Source organism: Streptomyces halobius (assembly GCF_023277745.1).
Taxonomy (GTDB): domain Bacteria; phylum Actinomycetota; class Actinomycetes; order Streptomycetales; family Streptomycetaceae; genus Streptomyces; species Streptomyces halobius.
Genome location: NZ_CP086322.1, coordinates 4,206,845 through 4,222,699, shown reverse-complemented (window position 1 = coordinate 4,222,699; position 15,855 = coordinate 4,206,845). Strand labels below are relative to the sequence as shown.

14 protein-coding genes are annotated in these 15,855 nt (G+C 69.0%); 9 read left to right on the top strand and 5 right to left on the bottom strand.

Annotation, left to right across the window (positions count from 1 at the left end):
• Positions 1–4 precede the first annotated feature (4 nt).
• From K9S39_RS19180 to K9S39_RS19170, 3 genes are all read right to left on the bottom strand, one after another.
• On the bottom strand, positions 5–763 hold the full coding sequence (locus K9S39_RS19180) for a fumarylacetoacetate hydrolase family protein (RefSeq protein WP_248864596.1): 759 nt from the start codon (positions 761–763) through the stop codon (positions 5–7).
• On the bottom strand, positions 751–3,642 hold the full coding sequence (locus K9S39_RS19175) for an FAD-binding and (Fe-S)-binding domain-containing protein (RefSeq protein WP_248864595.1): 2,892 nt from the start codon (positions 3,640–3,642) through the stop codon (positions 751–753). Before K9S39_RS19175 ends, K9S39_RS19180 begins: the two co-directional genes overlap by 13 nt.
• Positions 3,643–3,789: 147 nt before the next feature.
• Complete coding sequence (locus K9S39_RS19170; protein ID WP_248864594.1) at positions 3,790–4,521, bottom strand: 2OG-Fe dioxygenase family protein; 732 nt, start codon at positions 4,519–4,521, stop codon at positions 3,790–3,792.
• Between the two features lie 251 nt (positions 4,522–4,772).
• Between K9S39_RS19170 and K9S39_RS19165 the strand changes: the two genes are divergently transcribed.
• Positions 4,773–5,843, top strand: coding sequence for a helix-turn-helix domain-containing protein (locus K9S39_RS19165; RefSeq protein WP_248864593.1), 1,071 nt, complete (start codon positions 4,773–4,775; stop codon positions 5,841–5,843).
• Positions 5,844–5,871: 28 nt separating this feature from the next.
• Here the strand turns inward: K9S39_RS19165 and K9S39_RS19160 are convergent, their stop codons facing one another.
• Positions 5,872–6,048 (bottom strand): hypothetical protein, encoded by a 177-nt coding sequence (locus tag K9S39_RS19160; RefSeq protein ID WP_248864592.1) that lies wholly within the window; start codon positions 6,046–6,048, stop codon positions 5,872–5,874.
• 272 nt (positions 6,049–6,320) lie between these two features.
• On the bottom strand, positions 6,321–6,458 hold the full coding sequence (locus K9S39_RS19155) for a hypothetical protein (protein ID WP_248864591.1): 138 nt from the start codon (positions 6,456–6,458) through the stop codon (positions 6,321–6,323).
• 389 nt (positions 6,459–6,847) lie between these two features.
• On the opposite strand from K9S39_RS19155, the gene K9S39_RS19150 reads away from it, so the two are divergent.
• From K9S39_RS19150 to K9S39_RS42120, 8 genes are all read left to right on the top strand, one after another.
• On the top strand, positions 6,848–7,273 hold the full coding sequence (locus K9S39_RS19150; protein WP_248864590.1) for an ATP-binding protein: 426 nt from the start codon (positions 6,848–6,850) through the stop codon (positions 7,271–7,273).
• Positions 7,274–7,366: 93 nt separating this feature from the next.
• A complete protein-coding gene (locus tag K9S39_RS19145; protein ID WP_248864589.1) occupies positions 7,367–8,431 on the top strand; it encodes a radical SAM protein in 1,065 nt (354 codons plus the stop codon).
• A complete protein-coding gene (locus K9S39_RS19140) occupies positions 8,431–9,621 on the top strand; it encodes an enolase C-terminal domain-like protein (protein WP_248864588.1) in 1,191 nt (396 codons plus the stop codon). The genes K9S39_RS19145 and K9S39_RS19140 overlap by 1 nt, the downstream gene beginning before the upstream one ends.
• Positions 9,618–10,343 carry an HAD family hydrolase gene (locus tag K9S39_RS19135; protein ID WP_248864587.1) on the top strand — a complete coding sequence of 242 codons (726 nt, stop codon included), beginning with the start codon at positions 9,618–9,620 and terminating at the stop codon, positions 10,341–10,343. The genes K9S39_RS19140 and K9S39_RS19135 overlap by 4 nt, the downstream gene beginning before the upstream one ends.
• Positions 10,343–11,506, top strand: coding sequence for a nucleotidyl cyclase domain-containing protein (locus K9S39_RS19130; protein ID WP_248864586.1), 1,164 nt, complete (start codon positions 10,343–10,345; stop codon positions 11,504–11,506). The genes K9S39_RS19135 and K9S39_RS19130 overlap by 1 nt, the downstream gene beginning before the upstream one ends.
• Before the next feature lie 3 nt (positions 11,507–11,509).
• Complete coding sequence (locus tag K9S39_RS19125; protein ID WP_248864585.1) at positions 11,510–13,669, top strand: phosphoketolase family protein; 2,160 nt, start codon at positions 11,510–11,512, stop codon at positions 13,667–13,669.
• Entirely contained in the window at positions 13,666–14,529 is an 864-nt protein-coding gene (locus tag K9S39_RS19120) for a phytanoyl-CoA dioxygenase family protein (protein WP_248864584.1), read from the top strand. The genes K9S39_RS19125 and K9S39_RS19120 overlap by 4 nt, the downstream gene beginning before the upstream one ends.
• Complete coding sequence (locus K9S39_RS42120; protein ID WP_283112471.1) at positions 14,529–15,371, top strand: class I SAM-dependent methyltransferase; 843 nt, start codon at positions 14,529–14,531, stop codon at positions 15,369–15,371. The genes K9S39_RS19120 and K9S39_RS42120 overlap by 1 nt, the downstream gene beginning before the upstream one ends.
• The last annotated feature ends 484 nt before the right edge of the window (positions 15,372–15,855 follow it).

The following is a 15,855-nucleotide window of genomic DNA, read 5'->3' as shown; positions in this document are numbered from 1 at the left end:
GGGGTCAGATGATGCGGTTGGTGAGGTCACCGATACCTTCGACGGAGACGGTGACCTGGTCGCCCGGGTGCAGCGGACCAACGCCCGCAGGTGTGCCGGTGAGGATCACGTCGCCGGGGTCCAGGGTCATGGCCGCGCTGATATGACTGATCAACATCGCGACAGTGTGCACCATCTGCGCGGTGCTGCCGTCCTGCCGGGTCTCTCCGTCGACCTCGGTCCGTACGGACAGCGCGGCGGGGTCCAGCTCGGTCTCCACCCAGGGGCCGAGCGGGCAGAAGGTGTCCGAGCCCTTGGCGCGCCACCACTGCCGGTCGGGGCCCTGCAGATCGCGTGCCGTGATGTCATTGGCGCAGGTGTAGCCGAGAATGTGGGCGGGCACCTGGCCCGGCGTCAGTTCCTTGCAGCGCCGACCGATGACTACGGCGAGCTCCGCTTCGTGGTGGAGTTCCTTGGTGTATGGCGGCTTGACGATGTTCTCGCCCGGGCCGATGACGCTGCTGCCCGGCTTGAGGAACACGAGCGGTTCTTCGGGCACGTCATTGCCGAGTTCCGCGGCGTGCGCCGCGTAGTTCCGCCCCACCGCGAGAACTTTTCCCGGGGTGACGGGGCTGAGCAATTGGACTTCGGGCAACGGGAACCGGGGTGCGTCGTCGGGGATGTCGAGCAGCCCGAACGGGCCGTTGATGAGGGGCGCCACCTCATTGCCCAGGAGAATTCCGTAACGGACCGTCTCTGCCTTCTTAAACCTTACGATGCGCATGTGCCGTTTCCGCTCTGGCTGTTCTGGCAGGGCTGAGCGCCCCGGGGACTCTGGTTCTGGGCTCGGTGGTTTTCTGGGAGGGCGCGCAGCAGGAGCTCCGCCAGGTGTTCGGGGCGGCGGCTGCCTTCCCCCTGGGAAATCTGGGTACGGCAGGAGAAGCCGTCGGCCAGCACGGCGGTGTCCGGCTCGGCCGCGCGCAGTTTCGGGTAGAGCTCCCGCTCGGCCGCCGCCTGGGAGACCTCCCAGTGGCCCGGTTCGTAACCGAAGTTGCCCGCCATCCCGCAGCAGCCGGAGGAGACCACGTCGGCGCTGACGCCGAGCCGCTCGAACACCTCGGTCTCGGGCCGGTGCCCGTGCCCTGCTTCCTGGTGGCAGTGCGGCTGCATCACGGCGTCCTGTTCCAGCCGCCCGAACGGCCAGCGGCCCTGATGATCGGCCACCAGCTCGGCGAGGGTGCGGACCTGCCCGGACAGTTTCCGTACGGCGGGGGAGTCCGGCAGCAGCTCGGCCGCGTCCTCGCGCAGGGTCTGGGTGCAGGAGGGCTCAAGGCCGATGACGGTCCTGCCCGCGTCGAGGTGCTTCTCCAGGGAGCGCACCGAGCGGCTCAGCACCGCCCGCGCAGTCTTGAGCTGGCCGGTGGAGTGCCAGGTGAGCCCGCAGCACACGGGGCCGCCGGGGAGCACCACTTCGTATCCGAGTGCTTCGAGTACCTGGGTGGCCGCCCGTGCTCCTCGCGGGTCGAGGAAGTTGCTGAAGGTGTCCGGCCACAACACGACCGTGCCGGACTCACCCGCTTCGGCCGCTGGCGTACGGCTGTTGAACCACTGCCGGAACGTGCGGTGCGGCAGATCCACCAGCGGTCTGCGCGGCTCAAGACCGGCCAGCGCGCTCATCCGCTTGGCCAGCGCCTCCTTGGCCGTCAGCCGGTTGGCGATCTGGGGGGCAACGGAGGCCATCCGGGCCAGCAGCGGCAGCCAGCCGAGGGTGTAGTGGGCGCGCGGGCGCAGCCGGTTGCGGTAGTGGCGGTGCAGGAACTCCGCCTTGTACGCGGCCATGTCCACGTTGACCGAGCACTCGCTCTTGCATGCCTTGCAGGAGAAACACAGGTCGAGCGCGTCCCGCACCTCGGTGGAGCGCCAGCCGTCGGGGACGGTGTCCCCACGTAGCATCTCACTCAGCACCCGTGCACGGCCTCGGGTGGAGTGCACCTCGTCCCTGGTGACTTGGTACGAGGGGCACATCGGCCCTGTGGCGTTGCGGCAGGTGCCGACGCCGGTGCAGCGGTGCACCGCGTTGGTCAGCGAGCCCTGGTCGGCGCCGAATCGCTGGATCAGCGGGAGCTCCTGGCGGTCCCGGCCGGGCCCCGGGCGGATGTCGGCGTCGAAGGGGACCGGGTCGACGAGGATGCCCGGATTGAGCAACCCCTTGGGGTCCCAGATCTCCTTGAACGCGCCGAAGGCACCGAGGAGTTCCGGCGAGTACGTACGCGCGAGCAGCTCGGAGCGGGCGCGGCCGTCGCCGTGCTCACCGGAGGCGCAACCGCCGTGGGCGACAACGAGGTCACCGGCGGCGGTGATGAAGTCGCGGTAGCCGGATACGCCCTTCTCCGTACCGAGTTCCCAGTCGATCCGTACGTGCAGACAGCCTTCGCCGAAGTGGCCGGTGATCGTCCCGCTGCGCTTGTGCTCGGCCATCAGCGCGTGCAGGTCCCGCAGATATCCGGACAGCCGTTCTGGTGGTACGGCCGAGTCCTCCCAGCCGGGCCATGCCTGCCGTCCGTCGGCCATGCGGGTCGCGATGCCCGCGCCGTTGCGGCGGATGGACCAGATGGCCGCGGTCTGGACCGCGTCGGCGGTGACGAAGCTGGGGACGCCGGTCTCCTGGGCGAGCTGCTGGGCGTTGGCCACCGCGGCCGATTCGTCCGGCCCTTCGATCTCGCAGTACAGCCACGCTGCGCCGCGCGGCAGCAACTCGATGCCCGGGGAGTGGCCGGGGCGGGAGCGGAGCGCGTCGACCAGCGCGTCGTCCAGGCCCTCGACGGTGAGCGCCCCCGCCTTGGCCAGCGTGGGCGCGCAGTCGGCGGCGGTGTAGACGTCGGGGAAGCCGAGGACCAGCAGGGCCCGGGCCGGAGGGATCGGGGTGAGGCGGATCTGGGCGCCGAGCAGCACGCCGCAGGTGCCTTCGCTGCCAACCAGGGAACGCGCCACGTGGAAGCCGTTCTCGGGCAGTAGTGCGTTGAGTCCGTATCCCGACACCTGGCGGCCGAATCGGCCCAGTTCGGTCCGGAGCGGCGCGAGGTGCCGATCGCGCAGCTGCCGCAGCTGCTTGTCTATCTGTGCGTCGCCGCTGGTGCCGGAGGAGGCGCTGAGCCGGCGGCCGTCGCTGAGGAGCAGGTCGACCCGCTCGGTGATGTCGGCGGTGGTGCCCCACTGCACGGAGTGCGGTCCACAAGCGTGATTGCCGAGCATTCCGCCGAGTGTGCAGCGGGAGTACGTGGAGGGGTCGGGGCCGACCGTCAGTCCGTGTTCGGCCGCCCGGTCCCGCAGGGTTCCCAGCACGACGCCGGGCTGGACGCTGGCCGTGGCGGCCTCCGCGTCCAGGGAGACGATCCGGTTCATGTGCCGGGAGAAGTCCAGGATCAGGCCCGCGCCGATGGAGTTGCCGGCGATGGAGGTTCCGCCGCCCCGGCAGGTGACGCCGACTTCGTGCTCGACGGCGATCGCTACGGCGGTGGCCGCCTCGTCCGCGTCGTGCGGCTCGAAGACCGCGGTGGGTACGGCGCGGTAGATCGACGCGTCGGAGGAATAGGCGGTGCGCGTCCCCACATCGGTGCGGGCGGCAGGCAGGCGTGACAGGAGGTGCCTGGTGAAGTCGTTCATGGAGTCTTTCGGGTGGGGGGAGGTGCTCCACCTGGCGGTGGACATCAGTGGCGGCGGGAGGCGCCGTGCGCAGCCGTGGCCGCTCCGGCCCGGCAACAGGCCCCGGCTGTACGGCGTGCCTGGGCCGGAGGCGGCGTCGTGTGCTGGTCAGGCGCCGGCGTCGCGGCCCTGGAGGGGGAAGTAGTCGATCAGCAGCATGTCGCGCACGCCCTGGCGGACCCCGGCCGCCGGACGGATGGCGGAGACGCCGTGGAAGACCCGGCGGTCGTCGATCACGACGGCCTCGAACTCATCGAGCAGCGTGGTCCGGTAGAGCGGCTGGTGGTCACGGTCGAACAGCTGCGACTCGCCGCCGTCGACGTCGGTGCGGCGCATCAGGACCTGGGCCACGTAGTGATGGCCGTCCTCATGCACGCCCTCAGGAGCGGGGAGCCCCTTCGCGTCGCGGGTCGCCGTGATGCGTATCTGGTGAACGCCGACACCGCTGGTGGTGGGATCGAACTCGCCGGGAAGGCGCTTCATGAAGAACCGGATGAGGGATTGCAACACACCTGCTTCCAGGGTGCTTTCCGTCAGTGGCGGAAAATGACGGTCAATGCCTCCGTGTAGGGAGTTGATCTGCTCGGTCTGATGGAATGCACCGGGCGGATCCGCCACGAGTTCCCCGTCCGAGAAGTGGAAGGAACCGTAGCGCCGCCGCCGGTAATCTGCACCGTCCTTCATATAGGCGTCGACCGGCAGATTCTCCCAGGACTCCAGGAAGAGCTTCAGCTGTTCATCTGAGTGTGCTGCCAGATCCTGCTTCAAATCTGTTGCCGGAAAGTACTGGTACGGGGCTGAAGGGTAGTTGTCGATACGCGGAGTCTGCTGCGGGTCCATTGCCTGCGATGTCACGATTTATTCCTCTAACCGAGTGCCGTACGTATTTCTGGGGGGTCACTTCTGGCCGAGCTGTGGCTTGATGGGGAATGAGACTCTTCTCACCGCTTCATCTCCCTTGCATCTACGCCATTTTGCCCGGAGATGTCGCGGCAGGAAAACGTCAATGATCTTGCCGCGTCGTCAACTCCGCAGGCAAGGTCAGCAGTGGTACGGGAACGCGCGATGCGTGAACACGAACGGGGGGCCTGATGGGTGGAACAGCAGAGCGAACGCGTAACGACTCTCCACCACCGGAACCGTCGGACTTCCTCATCTACCGCGCCTTGTTGGAGCCGACGGGCACCTCACTGGCGGACTGGATGCGTCAGGCGAGTCGCGGTGGCACCAATGCAGGCCCCCTCAAGTTCCGTTCCGCGATCGACCGGCTTCGCAAGCATGGCCTGCTGTGCACAGCGCAGACGAACGACCGTCAGCTGCGCCCGAATGATCCGGAAGTTGTCGAGAAAACCCTGGTGTCTCAACTTCTCGATCAGGCGGAGTTGTCGTTGCGTCAGGTAAATCAGCTGCGCACCGAGTTGATCCCGGCCAAAGAAGCGTATCGACGTGCTCAGAGCACAGAGGAAGGTTGGCTGCTCAGGCATTCCGGCCCGACGGACATCGGTTACGCCGTCACGGACGCGGCACAGCGGTGTGCAGGCAACGTTGTCAGCGTGCAGCCGGCCAGCTCATTGCCGGGCGATCTGCCGGAGGCGGCACTGCTTGACTTCCAGGAAATGCTGGAGCGGGGGGTGGGTCTGCGCAGCCTCTATCAGCATTCGGCCCGCGCCGACCAGATCGTTCGCTGTCATGTACGAGATGTTCAGGAGCTGGGCGGAGAAGTCCGCACCCTCGATGAGAGCGTCTCCTGGCTCCTCGTTTTCGACGGCGAGTGCGCCTTCATTCCTGCCGCAGCTGGCGAAGCCGCGGCGTTGGAGATCAGATCGCCGGGGATAGTTGCGTTTTTGACAATGCTCTTCGAACGCGACTGGCTGCGCGCCACCCCTTTCACATTGCCCGGAAGGGATGAGCTGACCGCGCAGATATCGGACGAATTGACGCTGGCCATCCTGCGCCATGTCGTCGCCGGAGACACGGACTCCGTCACGGCGCAGCAGCTCGGCATCAGTGTCCGGCGCTGCCAGGAGTACGTCGCCAGGGCCGCCCGCGAGCTTGGCAGCAGGAGTCGCGCCCAACTCGGCTATCTGGTGGCTCGGTCCGGACTGCTCGATGACCACTGGGCCAGTTCCCACTCGAAGTTGCAGGTCACGGGGCTGGCGTGAAGGCGAGTGGTGGCCAGGCCGGAGGGCGTCACCACAGGTGTGGGGAGCCCTGCTGCTTCCGCTGTGTGGATCCGTCCTCGATGGTGCGGGAGTCCGCTCCGGCGGTGAGGGCGGCGCGGACGGCAACGACGGCGGCGCGGGTGCGTCCGGATGCCCCGCGGAGGTCCGCGAGCGGCCCGATGGGTTGCGGTGTCGGCTGGCCCATTCCGCGCGGTTTTCAGCGGTGGTGCCGAACCGCGGGTGGGTGGGGTTGGGTGGGGAAACTGGCCCGGCAGATGGAGGGACTCCGGCCACATCGTGCCGTGGCTGCTGAAGGCGGCTCCCGCCCAGTTGGGTCAGTGATGGCACTGCCCCAGGCTCGGGCTGCCTGGTCGACGGGCTCAAGAGCACCATGCCCGGCGGAGTCATGAACACCGCGAACTGCATGGCCATCGCTCCCTTGGCTCCGTAGTTACGGGTCAGCCTGTCGCGGGGTTCTCAGCCGGCCGTGATGTTCTTGGCGCTGGTGTCCGGCGCGCTTTCATCGCCCGCCCCGGCGCCGGGGTCGCTCGTCAGTCCTGCGATCGTGTCTTCGGAGGACCGGATCTCGATGCGGAGCCGGTCGGCTTCCGCCATGAGCATGTGCGCGCTACAGCGACTTCCGCAGAGCTCCAGGTCTGCACCTGGACGGACCATGAGCTGTCCCGGTTCGGCGGGCACGCTTCGGGTCTTCGGTTCTGGCATTTTGGTCACCTCTCCACTTCAGGACACGGTCTTGCGGTGTTCGACATAGAACGACGCTTGCAGCCAAAGGAAACGACATCTTCTGCCAGCGTGGTGTCGTACGCGATTGAGCATGTTGATTCGTACGCAAACACCCATGGGCCGACGGAAGTTCCCTCTTGGGCGGCCCTGAAATGTCTCGGGCGCCCGTGAGTTCACCCTCGTGAACACCCCTGCCTGACATGGCTCTTACCTTCACTGAAGGTCCGGGCGGCTGCCGCCCGGAGAAGGGTGAGCTGAGCATGTCCAGCATTGCGATGCACCATGACTTCCAGGTGATCTCCACGCCCGAGCATGTGCCGGTGGCCCGCCGCGAGACTGCCAAAGTTCTCGCTGACTGGAGCGTTGCCGAGCAACTCGTCGACTCTGCTTGCCTGATCATCAGTGAGCTGGTGACGAACGTGGTGCGGCACGCGGCCCTGCTCTCGCCCACCGCCACGGTCACCCTCGCCGTCGAGGAGCAGACCGTGCTCGTGCTGGCCGTCTCTGATGCTCACCCGCTCAAGCCGAAGCCGCTGCTGGCCGCCCACGATCTCGGAGGCCGCGGCCTGTTCCTGGTCGATGCCTTAGTGGGGGAAGCCGACGGCAGGGTCGAGGTCTTCCCGGACACCGTTACGGGCGGCAAGCGGATCGTGATCCACCTTCCCTTGGCCTTCGTCCCTGCGTGATCCACCGCACGGCAACCACACCTCCGCCGCACCAGACCGCGGTCGAAGCGCCGCGGATGGCCTGCACTTCCGCTACGAGAAAGGGCACAGCCGATGCTCGAATCGGTCCGCCACCTTCAACAGGTGGCCCGCGAGTGGAACATCAACCCCGAGGACGTGCTGCTGATTGCGTTGAACGCGTCCGGAGCCCGGTCCCCGCTGACCAAGCCCCGGATGCGCTTCAAGCTGCGGCTGGACCCCCGCCCCGACATCCCGCTGTTCCTAATCCTCTCGCTCGGCCGCCAGGATTCGCCGTTCGAGCTGGACGAGCACGAATTACGGCTGAACGGAGAAAAGGTCGGCGAGATCGACGGCATTGAGGACGACGACGCGGTGCTGGGCTACTGGCGAGGTGGGAGGAGAATGCTCACTCTCAACTCCAACGCCCGTAGCCAGTGCACTGGTTGTGTGTTCTGCCCCAATACCCTCGAAGACGCTTCCGACCCGAAGATCAAGGCCCTGGACCTGTCGGGCTATCTCGGGGCCCTGGCGGCGAACTCCGGCATGGACGACCTCGCCTCGGTGGAGACGGTGACCGTCTGCACCGGCTGCTTCCTCTATGAGGACCTCGCGCTGGACCACCTCGCCGAGGTCCGCGCGGCCATGGGCGAGAACGGCTGTACCGGCACCTTGCACTTCCTGTCCTCGGTGCTGACCAGCGAGGGGGGCATGGATGCCGCCGCCGGTCTGGGCCCGTTCCACCTGACGCTGACAGCCGAGTGCTTCACCGAACGGCGACAGATCCTCAAGGAGTCCAAGGCCAAGCTCACGCCTCAGGAGATGACCGCGGCCCTGGGGCGGGCCAAGCAGCGGGGCATCACCACCGACTTCACCTACATCGTCGGCCTGGACCCGATTGAGGACGCTGTCGAGCATCTCAAGACGTTCGTGCCCGTCACCACCACCTTCCCCCGGTTCCAGACCTACCAGGCCCACAACGCGTTCATGGACGTCTACCGCACCCCCGGGTCCGAGACGATCGAGTGGCACTTGACCATGCGACGCAGCCTGGAAGAACTCTTCGCCCCTACGGGGCTGCGTCCGCAGTGGTGGCAGAACTACCGGTCGCCGTGGTGCTTCACCTTCGCCGGGGAAGAACTGACGGGGGCGAAGATCTGATGCCGGTCCTTACCGTTCCCACCCCCGCCAGGACAGGCGCCTCGGCCACCGTGATCCGCGCGGTCCGCGCCTGGCAGCTTCCTCCACAGCCGGTCGGGCTCCCGCATGGCCTGCCCGAGCCGCTCGCCGCCGCAGCGAGTGACCCGCCCGCAGGCCCAGGCTGGGCCGAGCACCGTACCCGGTTTGCCATCGAGCTGGTTGGCGACGGCGTCTCCGGCTGGCAGGCTCCCGTCGGTGAGACGGTCGCGCAGATCATCGCCGACGACCTGGCAGCTGGGCTGATCGGGCACGATGCCGCCGCACCGCGCCGCCTCGCCTATCGCAAGAAGACCGGCCGGCACCGCAGCGGGGCGCACGCCCGGCTGGCCTCTTCTGCGGTCGAGTTGGCCTGCTGGGACCTGGCTTCCCGCGCCGCCGGGGTGAGTGTGACCGGGCTGCTGGGTGGCGCGGTCCGCCGCACCGTTCCTGCCTATGCCTCCGCGCTCGGCCTCGACCCGTCCCACTCGGAGGCTCAAGAAGCCGCAGCCTGGATCACGAAGGCGGGGTTCTGGGGGCAGAAGTGGCCGCTGACCAAGCAGCTGATCCTCGCCGGGCCGGGCGCGGTCGCGAAGGCCCTGACCCCGTTACGGGAGGCCGCAGGCGAGGGCCGGTTCATGGTCGACGGCTTGGGCCGCTGCCGCCTGGACGAGGCGATGCGGCTGCTGCCCGTTCTCGCGGATCTTCAGGTCGCCTTCGCCGAGGAACTGGTGCCGCCCGGCTCGTGGAGCTGGCATCGGTTGCGGGCTGCCGGGGCGGGGGTTCCGCTGGCGGCGGGCGAGAACGCCGTCGACGAGGCCGAGCAGGTCCGGCTGCTGACCGGCGGGGGAGTGGACGTCTGGCAGATCGACCCGGGCTGGTCGGGCGGGCTGGCGCGGTCGCTGCACACCACCGAGCTCGCCGCGGACCTGGGGATGGCGACCTTTCCCCACGGCGATCGGCTGCCGGCCGCCCTGGCCCTGGCCGGGGCCTGTTGCCGGGACAAAATCCCCGCCGTCGAGTGGCACCTGACCCTGGAGCCGCTGCGACAGCAGATCTTCACCAACCCCGTCCAGGGCGAGGGCGGGCGGCTGGCCGTCCGTTCTGCCCCAGGACTCACCGAGGTCCCCAGGCTGCCGGAGAAGACGGCAGTGCTGGAGGTGACGGGCCCGTGATCGCCCAGCCCCGCTTACGCAGCACCCTCTGGCCGCAGGTTCGTGGCATCTGCTTCGACCTGGGCGGCACCTTGGTGCGTACGGAAGCCGAGCCGACGACCGGGCAGGTCGCACAAGTGCTGGGCATCTCGCTGGAGCAGGCCCGCGCGGTAATGGAACAAGGGGCGAAGCGCCGCCGGATCACCCCCGAAGAACTCGCCCGGGACCTGGCCGCGGCCTTCGGCCGCCCCGGGCTCCTCGGCCCGCTCGTGCACGTGCTGGAACGAGCCCGCCAGCGGGCCGCCGAACCGCAACTGTTTCCCGACACTTCACCAGCCCTGACCGCGCTGCGGCAGCGGGGCTTCACTCTGTTCGCCCTGACCAACAGCCTCGGCTCGTCCGTCCCGGCCGAGACCCCGGCAGCTTTCCGGGACCTGCTGGACCGGGTGATCTATTCGGCCGAGACCGGCGCGGCCAAACCCGAGCGCGAAGCCTTCACCGCCGTCGAACACGTCAGCGGCATGGGCCCGGACCAGTTGCTGCACGTAGGGGATTCGCTGCGGGCGGATGTCGCCGGCGCCGCTGCGGCGGGCTGGCATACCGCCTGGCTGGACCGCCGCATGGCCGGCGGCCCGCTGCTGAGCTCAGCCCGCACCGTACGCCTCCACACGCTCACCACCCTGCCCCTGCTGCTGCCCGCCGGGCCCGCACCGGCCCCGTCGATGAACTCGGAGGCGTGCTGATGGACCCGACCGCCAAGCACTGCCACGCTTCGCCCGCCGACGACCCGCTGGCGAGCTCGGTGCCGTTGTTCGACCCGGCATGGATGCCGCTGCGTAACTGGTGCGCCGGCAGCCGCGAGGACGCGGTCACCGGCCTGGTCGCCTTCCCCGACTTCCACAGCCACATTCCCCGAGCCCTCGCCGCCGCGCTGACCGGCGGGGGACTGGTGGGGCTGGCGATTGGCGACGTCGACGGTCTCAAGGACCACGTTGAGAAGGCGAACGCGACCGAGCCGGGCTGCTACGGGCACCTGGCCGGGAACAAGGTGATGGCTCGCCTCGGTGCCGTCACCCGCACGTGGTTCCACCAGCAGCCCTGGGAGGCCGGATGCGCGGCCACCTTCGGCGGCGACGAAGTCATCATCGCGGCCGCCCTGGACGACGCGTCCACCTTCCACCGGGCCATCGCCGAGCTGCGGGACCAGCTCGCCCACGAGCTGCCGGTACGCGTCTCCCTCGCGCTGACCTTCGCCTCCGCCGAACACCTCCCCGCCAGGCGCGGCCCCGGCGGCTGGAAGCACGCCTTCACCGACCGCCTGCTGGCCGCCGTGGACCGCTGCCTGTTCACGCACAAGACCTCCCGCCGTACCGGGAGGGGCGAAGGCGGCATCATCGCCGTCACTCAGCCCCCGCTGCCCGGCCACGCGGCCCCGGCCGAGGACCATCGCGTTCTGCTGCCGCTGCCAACTGGCGTTGAGACGCTGCACGTTCTGGCTCGCCCGGTTGGTGCCGGGGCACGCGGCATGCTGTTGCTGCCTTGCACCGGACCGGTCGGCCTGCGCGGCAAGCGGCTGCGGGTGACCTTCCCGGATGGCACGGCCCACACCGCCGTCGCCGTTTCCCTGCACGGCCAGGCCGCCATCCCTCACGAGACCCCCGAGGCCGCCGAGGCCGAATGGCCCGGCATCCCGCTCACCCTTCAGCCCATTCGCGACCGGATCGGCCGCAGCGTCCCCGACGACCTGGCCGCCGCCTTGGAACGGGCCTCTCTGGACTGGTCGGTGCTGCCAGCCCACGAGCAGGCCCAGATGCTGCACCTGATCAGCGAATCCGCCACGGCCGACATCCGCACCGCTCGCATCACCGCCGTCATCGACGCGGTTGCCACCCGCACCCGGAGCTGACCCATGTCCCGGACCACCACCCCGCGCATCGACGCCCCGGCACCGCCAGGGTCGCCATCCCCCGGCTTCCCCGACTGGAGCCACGCCGCCGACCAGGCCGCCAAGGCAGTGCCCGACCAAGCCATCAACGCCTGCTGGCGTGCCCTGAACCATCTGTCCGCCGCCCAGCTTTACCTGACCGACAACCCCCGTCTCGCCCGCCCGCTCAGGACGACGGACGTCAAGGAGACCCCACGCGGGCACTGGGGGGTCTGCCCGCCGGTCAACTACATGCTCGCCCACCTCGGCCCGCTGACAGCCTGGCGGCCCCCCGGGGCTGAGCTGCTGGTATTGCACGGCGCCGGGCACGCGGGCCCGTCCGCCCTCGCCCACGCCTACCTCAACGGCACTCTCCACCTGACCGGCAAGGGGCCGGGCTGGTCGATGCCCGAACTACGCGCCCTCATCAGCGGGTTCCCGCACCCGGAGCGTTTCGGAGGGGAGATCACCCCGCTTATCCCCGGCGTCCGCCACACCGGCGGCCAGCTCGGCCCCGCCCTCGCCGTCGCGCAAGGCATGGTGCTGGACGCCCCGCACCGCCTGGTCGTCCCGCTGATCGGCGACGGCGAGCTGGAGACCGGGGCGACCGCGGCGGCCTGGCTCGCCCGCCGGGCACTGTCCGGAAGCGGGGACCACGGGGCGGTGCTGCCCGTGGTGCTGGCCAACGGCCTGAAGATGGGAGGCCCCTCGCTGCTGGCCGACATGACCGAGGACGAGGTACACGGCTACTTCACCGGCCTCGGATACGAGCCGCAGATCCACGACGGCGCCGCCCTGCCCGGCTTCCGCCAGCTGCTGTCCGACGCCTTCAGCCGCCTACGTCCGCTCAATGAGCCCGGTCGGCAGCCGGTGCTCGTGCTGACCATGCCAAAGGGCCACACCGGACCAGAGCAGGTGGCCGGCCGACGGATCTCGGGAACCCCTGCTGTCCATAAAACCCCGCTGAAAGACCCTCGCCGCAGCGATGCGGAGTTCGCGGCGCTGGCGGCCTGGCTCGCCTCCTACCGTCCCGCCGAGCTGTTCACCACCCAGGGGCGACCCACCGACCTGGTCCGCCAGGCCCTCCCCGGCCCTTCCCGTCAACCGGAGACGGCCCGTTCGTCGGTTCCCCTGGCCTCCCGCGGACCGCAGTCCTGGCCGCTGGTGTCCGCGGTCATCCGCGAGCGCGCGGCGGACGGGGCCTTCCGCCTATTCAGCCCTGACGAGATTGCCTCCAACCGGCTGGAACTGGGCAGGGGCGGTTCGCTGCCGCCCTGGGCGGTCGAGATCCTCAACGAGGAGATCTGCCACGGCTGGCTGCAGGGCTACACCGAGACCGGCCGGGACGCACTCCTGGCCACGTACGAAGCCTTCGCCCCGGTCAACACCAGCCTGCTCGTCCAGCACCTCAAGCACCGACGCCTGCGCTACGCGTCCGGGCAGGGCGGACTGCCATCGATCAACTACCTGATCACCTCGCTGGGCTGGCGCAACACCTACACCCACCAAAACCCCGGTCTGGTCTCGTCCATGCTGGAGACCGAGGACGGCTTCGTACACGTCTACACCCCGGCGGACGCAATGCGGGCCGCCGCCACCCTCGGCGTGATGCTGGCCGGACACGACCGCGTCAACTTCCTGATCACCGACAAGCATCCCGGCCCCTCCTTTCCGCCGGATCCGTTCCGCGACGAGCTCACCGAAGGTGCCGCCGTTTGGCCCCTCCTGAGCCACCGCGGACGACCGGACCTCGTCCTCGCCTCGGCCGGGGACGTTCCGGCCCGCGAGCTGTCAGCTGCCGCCAGGCTGCTACGGAAGTCCCACCCCGAGACCAAGATCCGCTATCTGCATGTCAATGACCTCGCGGTCCTCGGTCCTGCGCCGCACTGGCCCTACGCTCTTTCCGAGAGGGCGTTCACCCGTCTGTTCCGCACCGATACCCCCGTCCTGATGGCCGTCCCCACCCACCCCGGCATCGTCCGCGCACTGCTGGCCGCCCGCGGCGAGACCGGACGGTTCCATGTCGTCGGCTACCGGGACCCCGGCCGCCCCACCACACCAGAGGGCCTGCTGGACCGCTGCGACCTCTCGGCCGCCGCCCTCTCCGCCCAGGCCGCACTCATGCTCAAGGAGCGCACCCGATGACCCTCGAAACGGCCTCTCCGCCCGACCGGGACGTCCTGGACGCCTTCGAGCGCAACGGCTTCGCCATCCTCCGCGAGGTGATCACACCCGAATGGCGCGAGCAGGCCGCCGCCGTGGCGATGCGGCTGCTGGAGAGCGACCGCACAGCCGGACGGGACCGTAGCGTCGACGGCAAGGACGGCTTCCGCGGCGTCGTCACCATGGATGACACCTTCCTGCCGTTGGTCACCAATCCGAAGGTTCTGCCGACCCTCGTCGCGCTGCTGAGCGCGAACCTGCACCTGATGTCCAGCAACCTGATCTACATGCCGTCCATCCCGCCCGGCGGCACGCGCACCATTCGCGTTCCCGAACGGCACGGCTGGCACCGCGACATGGGCGCCGCCGCCCGCGACCTCGGCACCACTGCCGTTCCCCGCCTGGCGATCAAGGCGGCCTACTTCCTCAGCGACCCCACCCCCGACGCCGGGATCACCATGGTCGCCCCTGGCAGCCACACCAACACCGGACCCGTCACCGTCCCGCCCGGGGCCATCGACCCGCCCAGCGCGATTACCCCCGACCTCGGCCCCTGCGATGCGCTGCTCTTCGAGAACCGCACCTGGCACGCCGGCGGGCTGAACACCTCCGGCCGCCCCCGGCTCGCGGTGATGATGCAATACGGCTACCGCTGGCTCGCTCCCGTCGACGACCCCGCCCCCGAACTGCTGGAGCGCGAGGACCTGACCGAAATCGAGCGCCAGCTGCTCGGCCAGCCCGACCGCAACCCGGACGGCTCCGTCGCGCACGAAAGCGCCGGAGCCGAGCCCCTGCGCACCTGGTGGCAACACCTCAACTCGACCCCGGCTCGTTCTCAGTGATGACACCACACTCGGCCAACTGGACCCGAAAGATCAACGAGATGACCGCCTACACACCCGACGAGCTGTTCGCCTCCACGGCCCCCTACTACGCCCGTTTCCGGCCCGGCTACGACCTTGCCTTCTACGACATGCTGGCTGCACGCTTCGCCTTGAGCGGCAGCGAGCGCGTCCTGGATCTGGGCGCCGGCACCGGCGTACTCGCCCTCCCGCTGGCCAGGCTCGTCGGCCATGTCACCGCCGTCGATCCCGAGCCCGGCATGCTGGAAGAGGGCCGCAAGCTCGCCGCCGAGCAGGACATCACCAACATCGACTGGCGACGCGGTGACTCCACCACCCTGCTCAGCATGGACCTGGAACCGGTGCTCCTGACGGTGATGGGCGCGGCGTTCCACTGGATGGACCGCGACCAGACCCTGCGCGACCTCGACCAGCTCATCGAACCGAACGGGGCCATCGTCCTCGCCTCCGGCGGTGCCCCCGGCGACGTCGAACCGGCCCCCTGGCTCGACATCATCGCCGAGGTCCGCACCCAACACCTCGGCCCCGAACGGCGAGCCGGCTCCGGCACCTACTCCCACCCCAAGCAACGCCACCAGGACGTGCTCGCCCACTCCCCATTCCCGAACATCGACATCACCCGCTGGGACCGCACCCTCACCCGCACCCTGGACGAGATCATCGGCCTCCAGTTCTCCTACAGCTACTCCAGCCCCGCCCAGCTCGGCGACCACAAGGACGCCTTCGAACGCGATCTCCGGCAGGCCCTCACCGACTTCAGCCCCGCCGGCATCTTCGACGAAGTCGTACGCACCGAAGCCATCATCGCCACCCGCCCCTAACTCACTTACGGCTGCCTGGCCCAGGGCTCCGTCACGCGGCCAGGCAGCAGTGAGCCGTAGTACGGCACTGTGGGGCAACGGGCACAGGAAAGAACGGGCAAGCGCACGCCTACCTCGACTGCTGGTGGCGCTCCGGGGGCCGGGTCGCATCAGTATCGGTGCGGACGGGGCGGGTAAGCGCGATTTTCGGCATCCTGGCTGCCCGCCTGCCTCCGTAGTTCTTCGATCTCGCCGTACGCCCTGCCGCATCCTTCCCAATGGGAGTCCCATACGGACTTGCCGGGTTCCAGGTAGTGTCACGCCTGTCTGACGCACAACGGGGAGGGATAGGCATGCGCCGGCTCCGAGCGAGCACTTTGGGAAGCGCCATATTCATTGCTGGGCTCGTGGCCGCGACGGGCTGCTCAGCCGGTGGTTCCAGCACCGATGCCGGGACAAAGCCTGGGAAGGCGACGGCTCCGTCGGAACAGTCGAAGTCAAGGCA

What these genes read in the sequence shown, in the direction of transcription:
- K9S39_RS42120 (WP_283112471.1), top strand. Translation starts at nt 14,529, where the DNA reads ATGACACCACACTCGGCCAACTGGACCCGAAAGATCAACGAGATGACC.
- K9S39_RS19145 (WP_248864589.1), top strand. Translation starts at nt 7,367, where the DNA reads ATGCTCGAATCGGTCCGCCACCTTCAACAGGTGGCCCGCGAGTGGAAC.
- K9S39_RS19125 (WP_248864585.1), top strand. Translation starts at nt 11,510, where the DNA reads ATGTCCCGGACCACCACCCCGCGCATCGACGCCCCGGCACCGCCAGGG.
- K9S39_RS19160 (WP_248864592.1), bottom strand. Translation starts at nt 6,048, where the DNA reads ATGGGCCAGCCGACACCGCAACCCATCGGGCCGCTCGCGGACCTCCGC.
- K9S39_RS19175 (WP_248864595.1), bottom strand. Translation starts at nt 3,642, where the DNA reads ATGAACGACTTCACCAGGCACCTCCTGTCACGCCTGCCTGCCGCCCGC.
- K9S39_RS19140 (WP_248864588.1), top strand. Translation starts at nt 8,431, where the DNA reads ATGCCGGTCCTTACCGTTCCCACCCCCGCCAGGACAGGCGCCTCGGCC.
- K9S39_RS19130 (WP_248864586.1), top strand. Translation starts at nt 10,343, where the DNA reads ATGGACCCGACCGCCAAGCACTGCCACGCTTCGCCCGCCGACGACCCG.
- K9S39_RS19180 (WP_248864596.1), bottom strand. Translation starts at nt 763, where the DNA reads ATGCGCATCGTAAGGTTTAAGAAGGCAGAGACGGTCCGTTACGGAATT.
- K9S39_RS19165 (WP_248864593.1), top strand. Translation starts at nt 4,773, where the DNA reads ATGGGTGGAACAGCAGAGCGAACGCGTAACGACTCTCCACCACCGGAA.
- K9S39_RS19120 (WP_248864584.1), top strand. Translation starts at nt 13,666, where the DNA reads ATGACCCTCGAAACGGCCTCTCCGCCCGACCGGGACGTCCTGGACGCC.
- K9S39_RS19170 (WP_248864594.1), bottom strand. Translation starts at nt 4,521, where the DNA reads ATGGACCCGCAGCAGACTCCGCGTATCGACAACTACCCTTCAGCCCCG.
- K9S39_RS19150 (WP_248864590.1), top strand. Translation starts at nt 6,848, where the DNA reads ATGTCCAGCATTGCGATGCACCATGACTTCCAGGTGATCTCCACGCCC.
- K9S39_RS19155 (WP_248864591.1), bottom strand. Translation starts at nt 6,458, where the DNA reads ATGGCGGAAGCCGACCGGCTCCGCATCGAGATCCGGTCCTCCGAAGAC.